Source organism: Pseudomonas sp. BGI-2, from assembly GCF_004310295.1.
Taxonomy (GTDB): domain Bacteria; phylum Pseudomonadota; class Gammaproteobacteria; order Pseudomonadales; family Pseudomonadaceae; genus Aquipseudomonas.
Genome location: NZ_SISB01000061.1, coordinates 20,371 through 28,007 on the forward strand (window position 1 = coordinate 20,371; position 7,637 = coordinate 28,007).

General features: G+C 59.7%; 8 protein-coding genes. 3 read left to right on the forward strand and 5 right to left on the reverse strand.

Features of this window, described 5'->3' with window-relative positions; translation table 11 throughout:
• Positions 1-108: 108 nt before the first annotated feature.
• From EYC95_RS28295 to EYC95_RS28310, 4 genes are all read right to left on the reverse strand, one after another.
• Complete coding sequence (locus tag EYC95_RS28295) at positions 109-957, reverse strand: cache domain-containing protein (RefSeq protein ID WP_131063270.1); 849 nt, start codon at positions 955-957, stop codon at positions 109-111.
• Positions 958-1,217: 260 nt separating this feature from the next.
• Positions 1,218-2,090: an ATPase gene (locus tag EYC95_RS28300; RefSeq protein WP_131063263.1), complete on the reverse strand. Its 873-nt coding sequence runs from the start codon at positions 2,088-2,090 to the stop codon at positions 1,218-1,220.
• Positions 2,091-2,210: 120 nt separating this feature from the next.
• Positions 2,211-3,203 carry an NAD(P)-dependent oxidoreductase gene (locus tag EYC95_RS28305; protein WP_131063264.1) on the reverse strand — a complete coding sequence of 331 codons (993 nt, stop codon included), beginning with the start codon at positions 3,201-3,203 and terminating at the stop codon, positions 2,211-2,213.
• A gap of 54 nt (positions 3,204-3,257) precedes the next feature.
• Positions 3,258-4,151 carry a LysR family transcriptional regulator ArgP gene (locus tag EYC95_RS28310; RefSeq protein WP_131063265.1) on the reverse strand — a complete coding sequence of 298 codons (894 nt, stop codon included), beginning with the start codon at positions 4,149-4,151 and terminating at the stop codon, positions 3,258-3,260.
• A 96-nt stretch (positions 4,152-4,247) separates the two neighbouring features.
• On the opposite strand from EYC95_RS28310, the gene EYC95_RS28315 reads away from it, so the two are divergent.
• The 3 genes from EYC95_RS28315 to EYC95_RS28325 all read left to right on the forward strand — a co-directional run bounded on the left by EYC95_RS28315 (position 4,248) and on the right by EYC95_RS28325 (position 6,030).
• Positions 4,248-4,649, forward strand: a complete 402-nt coding sequence (locus EYC95_RS28315; protein WP_131063266.1) for an ACT domain-containing protein — start codon at positions 4,248-4,250, stop codon at positions 4,647-4,649.
• A gap of 5 nt (positions 4,650-4,654) precedes the next feature.
• On the forward strand, positions 4,655-5,257 hold the full coding sequence (locus EYC95_RS28320; protein ID WP_131063267.1) for a LysE/ArgO family amino acid transporter: 603 nt from the start codon (positions 4,655-4,657) through the stop codon (positions 5,255-5,257).
• Between the two features lie 176 nt (positions 5,258-5,433).
• A complete protein-coding gene (locus EYC95_RS28325) occupies positions 5,434-6,030 on the forward strand; it encodes a superoxide dismutase (protein ID WP_010457614.1) in 597 nt (198 codons plus the stop codon).
• A gap of 227 nt (positions 6,031-6,257) precedes the next feature.
• On the opposite strand, the gene EYC95_RS28330 is transcribed toward EYC95_RS28325, so the two are convergent.
• Positions 6,258-6,626, reverse strand: a complete 369-nt coding sequence (locus EYC95_RS28330) for a DUF6124 family protein (RefSeq protein ID WP_131063268.1) — start codon at positions 6,624-6,626, stop codon at positions 6,258-6,260.
• Positions 6,627-7,637 lie beyond the last annotated feature (1,011 nt).

Sequence of the window (7,637 nt, forward strand, 5' to 3'; positions counted from 1 at the left end):
GCCTTCGCGGGCAAGCCTCGCTCCTACAGGGATTGCGCTTTACCTGTAGGAGCGAGCGATGCGGCGATCCGACTTGCCCGCGAAGGCGTCCTCACAGACACCAATGAATCAAGGGCTGTAATACCCGACAGCCACCAGAAAATGCCCGACCTTTTTCAGGTAGGCATGCTTGTCTTCAACCTTGCCGGTCACCGGGTTTTTCCAGCGGTATTCGTATTCGCCGTCATCCTGTTTGGCAATCAATGCCAGGATCGGCTCGCCCACCGGTTTTCCTTCCGGGTCCTTGATCTTGCCGAAGTCGGTATTGATCAGCCGCAGATTGGTGCCGTGGGCCACGTAACGCTGGGTGTTCAGGTCGACGACGAACACGTACAGGTCATCCTGCAAGTAACCACCCTTCAGGGAGTTGATCGCGGTCAGCGTGCCCTTCTCGTCCTTGGCCAGATCCGTTGACGCTTTGTTCAGCAAGGCCATCGCCTGCTCCGCCGACGCCCGTGGCAGGTAGTAACCCACGGCCAGAATCCGCTGGCCAACGCGCTGATAGAACACATGTTTGCGCTCGACCTTGCCGTCGGACCAGTTCTGCCAGCGGTATTCAGCCTGTTGAATGCCATTGCCCTCCGGCACGTTCAAGGCGTCCTTGAAGGCCTTCTGCAAATCCGGGCCGAGGGTTTCGGACACATCCCGCCCGATCAACGCCGAAGACGGCCCGCCGCTGGCGAGCATCACGCCCTTGGTATCGACCACGAAGACGTAACGATCCTTGTCAACAAACTCGCCCTGGCGGCTGAAGGCTGCGAAGGCCTTGTCGCCGTTGTCGTGGTAATACGCCAGGGCTTTTTCCAGCAAGGCTTTGGCGGCCTGGCTGTCGTCCTTTTCCACTGTGGCGGCTTGAACCTGCCCCAGACACAGCAAAAGCATCCCGCCCAGCACGGCTAATTTGTGCAGAACCCCCATCATGCATCCCTCGTTCTTGTCGGTGTTTCAAGAGCGTAGACGGCAATGGGATATGTACGAACATTCAGGAATGCGCAAAGGCTGCGTCCGGCTCTGTCGCAGCTGACGAGCCCCAGCGAGGCTGCGTCCGGCTGCGAAGCAGTCGTAAATCCTGAGAACGAGATTTACCTGAAAAACATATCGCCTGATCTCGCGACGGCTTCGCCGCCGAACGCAGCCTCGCTGGCGCTCGACAGCTGCTACATCGGCCTGTTTAAGGCTTACTGCCGGGCGCGGAGCTGTTGCTGCAGATTCTGAATCTGCGCCTGAAGCGTGTTGATGTTGCGGGTGGTCTGCCCGCGGAAGGCGTCGAACTCCGCCGTATTGGTGGTGCCTTGCGCAGGAGTTGGGCGGTTGTCCTGCTCGCTTTTGAGCACGATCATGTCCTGTTCCAGACGCTCGATGGCGGCGCTTGGGTTGCCTTGTTTCTTCAGTGCAACGATGTCGGCGCCGAGGCTTTTGAGCTGGGCGTCGAATTTACTGCTGTCGTCCGGGGCGCTTTTCAGCGCGGCCAACTCGGTGTTCAAGGCGTTGACCTGCGCCTGCAATTGCGTATTGGCGGTCTGGTGTTCGGTGCTCTGGGCGGTCATCTGCGCCAGGCGCTTGTCCAGATCGGTGGTTTGCGCGGTCATCTGTGCCAGACGCTTGTCCAGATCGCTGGTCTGACCGACAACGCCTTGCTGCTGCTTGCCTTGATCCAGCAGTTGGGTTTCCAGCTGCTTGATTTGCAGCTTCAAGGCTTCGCTGTCGCTGGTGACGTTGGTCTGGCTGGCGACAACCTTGCCGGAAATATCCTGCAACCGCCCCGCCGCATCCTCACTGATGCGCGCGAAACTTTCCTGGGTGGCCACCAGTTGCTGTTCCATCAGCGAAATCTGCTGAAAGCTCCACCAGGCAAGGCCGGCGAAGGCAAAGAACAAGGCGCCTACCAAGGCCCACAGAGGACCGGTGCTGGCACTTTTGACTTTGACCACCGGCGCCGTCCGCGAGTGCACGGAGGTGCGAGCAGTGGTCGGAAAATCATCGTCATCGGGGACGTCTGCGCGCAGGCTCGGTAAATCGAAGTCGTCGTTGGCATCGTTACGCATGGACATTGAGTCAACCTTTGTAGAACGCGGTGATGGCTGTATGCGGCGAGTATAAACCCCACTGCCGCACCGATTGACCCTCAACGCCAAACTCGGTTCAGTGCTGGCAGACGGGCAACTGGAAAGTCAGCGAATGTCCTGGGCCTTCCACCAGCCGCAGAATTCATCAAGGGCCGTCCAGAGACTGACTTTCGGATCGTAATCCAGATAATGCCGGGCGCGGCTGATGTCCAGGGTGAAATTTTTGTTCATGACCTGCATGCCCAGTCGCGACAGCGTCGGCTCGGGACGGCCCGGCCACAACTTGCATACCCCTTCGTTGAGCGCGGCAACGCTGTAGGCCAGACCGTAAGAACGGTAGCGCGTCACTTGTGGGACTTCCATTTTGCGCATGACGTAATTGACCACATCCCACAACGGTACCGGCGTACCGTTGCTGATGTTGTAGGCCTTGCCCAGTGCCGAACCGCTGGCCAGCAAGCTGCTAAGCAACGCCTCGTTGAGATTTTGCATGCTGGTGAAATCGACCTTGTTCAGGCCGTTGCCGATGATCGCCAGGCGTCCCTTGCGCTGCATCTTCAGCAGGCGCGGGAAGATGCTCATGTCACCCGCCCCCGTCACGAAGCGCGGGCGCAAGGCCAGGGTTTCGAGGCCGAATTCCTGAGCACCAAAGACTTTTTGCTCGGCGAGGAATTTGGTGGCGGCATAGGGATGCTTGAACCGTTTAGGCACCTGTTCTTCGGTCAGCCCCAGATGATCACGGCCATCGAAGTAGATCGACGGCGACGACAAATGCACCAGGCGTCGAACGCGCTGCTTCAGACAGGCCTCGACCACGTTTTCGGTGACTTGCACGTTGCCTTGGTGAAAGTCCTGATAACGCCCCCACACACCGACCGCGCCGGCGCAATGCACCACGGCTTCGACATCGGAACACAGCTCGCGCGCCAGTTCCGGGTCGCTCAAGTCGCCCTGGATGAACTCGGCGCCACGGCGCACCAGGTGTTCGACGCTTTCGGCCCGGCGACCGTTGACCCGCACGTCCAGGCCCTGCTCCAGGGCGAAACGCGCAAAGCGTCCGCCAATGAAGCCGCTTGCGCCGGTGACCAGAATTTTCATGTAGAGCTCCGATGTCTTTCGTTTTGCGTAATGCGTGAGTCTTGACGCTGCCCGTCAGTCCAACGGCACCAGCCATTGCCTGGATGAGCGCACCAATTGATCGGTCAACAACCCCAGAAGCTGACCGCCGTTGCGCCAATGATGCCAGTACAGCGGCACATCGATGGGCTTATCTGGCAAAAGCTCCTGCAATACACCGCGTTCCAGTTGCTCGCGCACCTGCAATTCAGGCACCAGGCCCCAGCCAAGTCCGGCTTCGGTCAAACGAATGAAGCCTTCAGACGATGGGCATAAATGGTGCTCGAAACCGCCATCAACACCGAGGGACGCGAGGTAGCGATGCTGTAGGAAATCGTCCGGGCCGAACACCAGCGCCGGGGTCTTCGCCAGCAGATCAGCCCGCACGCCTTCAGGAAAATGCCGCGCGATGAACGCCGGGCTGGCCAGCGCTCGATAACGCATGGCGCCCAATAACACGCTGCGCGCGCCAGCCACTGGACGCTCGCTGGCGCAGATACACGCGGCCACTTCCCCAGCACGCATGCGTTTGAGTCCGACCGTCTGGTCTTCGACGACCAGATCCAGCAGCAGGTGTTGCTCAGCGCAGAAATCACTGACGGCTGCGGCCCACCACGTGGCAAGGCTGTCGGCGTTAAGGGCGATGCGCAGACGCTCCGGCAGGCCTTCTTCATCCAGCGCCGGGACCAGCGTCTGTAGATCGCGTTCAAGCAAACGCACCTGCTGGACATGGTTGAGCAACCGCCGACCAATCGCGGTGGGCGCCGGCGGTGTGACCCGCACCAACACCGGCTGGCCGACCCGTGCTTCCAGCAGTTTGATGCGCTGGGAGATCGCCGACTGCGACAAACCCAACACCTGCGCGGCGCGTTCAAATCCAGCCTGCTCGACCACCGCGGCCAAGGCAGAAAGCAATTTATAGTCGAACATCAGTTTTCCTAATGAGCGATCAGCATGATTGGTTTTTCTTATACAGCGTTGCACTGGAGAATGGCCAGCAAGAACTCTTGAACAAGGATCACCGACATGGCTGGCGAAACTTCATTGGCAACGCTGCTGCGCAGCATGAGCCCGCAGCTCAACGACGGCGAATACGTGTTCTGCACGCTGCGCGACGGCCAGTTGCCCGCCGGTCTCGAGATCGTCGGCAGCTTTCGCGAGCAGGAAGGCCTGACAGTGATTCTGGAACGTTCCCACGCCGAACAGGCCGGTTTCAGCTTCGACTACGTCGCGGCCTGGATCACCTTGAACGTGCACTCGGCCCTCGAAGCCGTCGGCCTGACCGCCGCCTTCGCCACGGCATTGGGCCAGGCCGGCATCAGTTGCAACGTGATCGCCGGTTACTACCACGATCACCTGTTCGTCGGTCAGGCCGATGCCCAACGCGCCCTGCAAGTACTGCGGGATCTGGCGGCCAACGCGGAGTAAACCTTATGTGGCAAAGCTATGTGAACGGCCTGCTGGTGGCCGCGGGGCTGATTATGGCGATCGGCACCCAGAATGCGTTTGTGCTGGCGCAAAGCCTGCGGCGTGAACACCACCTGCCGGTGGCGGCGTTGTGCGTGACCTGCGATGCCTTATTGGTTGCCGCCGGGGTGTTCGGGCTGGCGACGGTGCTGGCGCAAAACCCGACCCTGCTGGCGGTCGCCCGCTGGGGAGGCGCCGTATTTTTGATCTGGTATGGCAGTCAGGCGCTGCGTCGGGCCTGTTCAAAACAAAGCCTGCAACAAGGTAAAAACCAGACCGCGCGCTCCCTGCGCGCGGTGATGCTCAGTGCCCTTGCCGTGACCCTGCTCAATCCGCACGTTTATCTGGATACGGTGCTGTTGATCGGCTCTCTCGGCGCGCAACAAACCGAGCCCGGCGCTTATGTGGTGGGGGCCGCGAGCGCGTCGTTGTTGTGGTTTTTCACCTTGGCACTGGGCGCCGCATGGTTGGCACCCTGGCTGGCCCGGCCCAGCACCTGGCGGATTCTCGATCTGTTGGTGGCGGTGATGATGTTTGCAGTGGCGTTTCAATTAATCGTAGCGCCCTGATTATTCCAAAAGGCTCTGGAACCTCTATTCCACACAGTTGTTGCGTGGTTATGCCGCACCCCCGGTGCTATGATCCGATCCGATGCGCCGCAAAGAGTACAAACTCCCCGGCGCTTGTCTGGCCGCCCGTGATCGGCCTTGCGCTCACCGCAACTGACCTGATTAGGAGAATCATCATGGCTTTCGAATTGCCGCCGCTGCCTTACGCACACGATGCCCTGCAGCCGCACATTTCCAAGGAAACTCTGGAATACCACCACGACAAGCACCACAACACCTACGTCGTGAACCTGAACAACCTGGTGCCAGGCACCGAGTTCGAAGGCAAGACTCTGGAAGAAATCGTCAAATCTTCCTCGGGCGGTATCTTCAACAACGCCGCTCAGGTCTGGAACCACACTTTCTACTGGAACTGCCTGGCGCCAAACGCCGGTGGTCAACCAACCGGCGCGCTGGCTGAAGCCATCAACGCTTCCTTCGGTTCGTTCGACAAGTTCAAAGAAGAATTCAGCAAAACCTCCATCGGCACCTTCGGTTCCGGTTGGGGCTGGCTGGTGAAAAAGGCTGACGGTTCCCTGGCCCTGGCCAGCACCATCGGCGCCGGCAACCCGCTGACCAGCGGCGACACCCCGCTGCTGACCTGCGACGTCTGGGAACACGCTTACTACATCGACTACCGCAACGTTCGTCCGAAATACGTCGAAGCGTTCTGGAACCTGGTCAACTGGAAATTCGTGGCTGAGCAATTTGAAGGCAAAACCTTCAAGGCTTAAGATCGATGCCAGACAAGAAGCCCGGCTTTTATGCCGGGTTTTTTTATGGGCTGGAGAACAGTCAGAGAGCCCTGAGCGGCCTTGAAAAATGGGTCGGCTGTCCGGCCGCCTCGCGAGCAGGCTCGCTCCTATAGTGGGTACGGGTGGACACACCATTTATGAAACCCACTCGATCTCCTGTAGGAGCGAGCCTGCTCGCGATGAACGATAACGCGGTCTTTGAACTACTACGCCGGATCGACGTTATCCAAGGCTCGGTTCACCGCCAACTCCGCCAGCATGATGATCTGCTGAATGGCCAATACCGTGTGACGCTGCGGGCCGATCAGGTTCGCGGCGAAATCACTGGCCATGACGCTCGCCGAGGCCAGGGACTCACAGGCTTGGACCAGGAGACTTTCGCTGTCCATTTCTGGGGCGATCATGAACATCGTGCTGGGGCGACGGGGTTTTTCGATGTATTGGTCGGGCGGGTCGAGGTAGTAATCGAGGGCGCGTTTAATGGCTTCGCGGTCGCTGAGGAGCGCTTCGGCTTCGGAGGCTTCGGTGTTGGGGGTGGTGGTGTTGAAGGGTGGGTCGGGAATTAATTTGTCCATTGAATTTCTCCAGCGTTGGAGCCTCCACTTGCCGCTTCTCACACGGCGAAGAGGTGGCAGCTATGTGCGAGGTGAGAAGACCGGTTATGGACACCCGGCCGGACCGAAGTCCGCCCGCACACAGCCGCCATAACGCATTTACTGGCAGCGAGTAAGCTGGCGGCGATTATGCGTGTACAGACACTGGATGACCATAAGTTACCGGGCTCTCACACCCGATCGCTGAGTTTCAGCGACAGCCAGAGGTTAGAGAGACTGCTTCCTACCCGGCAACCTGAAAAGTGCGTGGGAAATCGCTGTGCTTTTTACACATCTTTCAACACACAAAAATGGAACGCGGAGCGTCCCTGGCTGCATTCCCGTGCGGAGCGTAGGGAACGATCAATCGGGACAGCAGAAAGAGATTGGTCGGCTGTCAGGCCGCCATCGCGAGCAGGCTCACTCCCACAGTGGATTGATGTACATCTGCAAGATAATGGCGGCTGTCAGGCCGCTTTCGCAGGCAAGCCAGCTCCCACAGGGTTCGGTGAACACCTGCAAGAGATTGGTCGGCTGTCAGGCCGCCTTCGCGGGCAAGCCTCGCTCCTACATAAAGCAGAGCGGCGTGCGGCTTTTGCTTCTCACCACTCAACAGGCCGAGCGTTAGCTCGCCTGCTTTTGATTTTGATCTGCCCGCCCCTTTCGGGAGGCTGAGTGGAGGTGTTCATCCGGGGAGTGGCGCGCAGCGCCGTTCGACGCAGTCGAACACGCTGCATGTAGGTCGTCGCGAAGCAGACCGGAGGGCAGTGTCCCCGGATGGATACCGGAACGAAGGAACGCCGAGCCCAGGCGAGGGGCCGGACGCTTGGGGCGAGCCTTTTTGGGTACTTTTTTGGCGTTTGAAAAATCGGCATAGGAGGCGGCCATCTGGCCGCGCCCCTGCCACACCACCCGGCATGCGGGTCCGCACCGGGCGGTTCGAGAAGTTGAGGTCAGCAGAGTCGAGGCAGACCCAGCCGGTCGAACCACGCC

Coding starts and splice junctions, on each gene's coding strand:
- EYC95_RS28295 (WP_131063270.1), bottom strand. CDS start 957: ATGGGGGTTCTGCACAAATTAGCCGTGCTGGGCGGGATGCTTTTGCTG.
- EYC95_RS28300 (WP_131063263.1), bottom strand. CDS start 2,090: ATGTCCATGCGTAACGATGCCAACGACGACTTCGATTTACCGAGCCTG.
- EYC95_RS28305 (WP_131063264.1), bottom strand. CDS start 3,203: ATGAAAATTCTGGTCACCGGCGCAAGCGGCTTCATTGGCGGACGCTTT.
- EYC95_RS28310 (WP_131063265.1), bottom strand. CDS start 4,151: ATGTTCGACTATAAATTGCTTTCTGCCTTGGCCGCGGTGGTCGAGCAG.
- EYC95_RS28315 (WP_131063266.1), top strand. CDS start 4,248: ATGGCTGGCGAAACTTCATTGGCAACGCTGCTGCGCAGCATGAGCCCG.
- EYC95_RS28320 (WP_131063267.1), top strand. CDS start 4,655: ATGTGGCAAAGCTATGTGAACGGCCTGCTGGTGGCCGCGGGGCTGATT.
- EYC95_RS28325 (WP_010457614.1), top strand. CDS start 5,434: ATGGCTTTCGAATTGCCGCCGCTGCCTTACGCACACGATGCCCTGCAG.
- EYC95_RS28330 (WP_131063268.1), bottom strand. CDS start 6,626: ATGGACAAATTAATTCCCGACCCACCCTTCAACACCACCACCCCCAAC.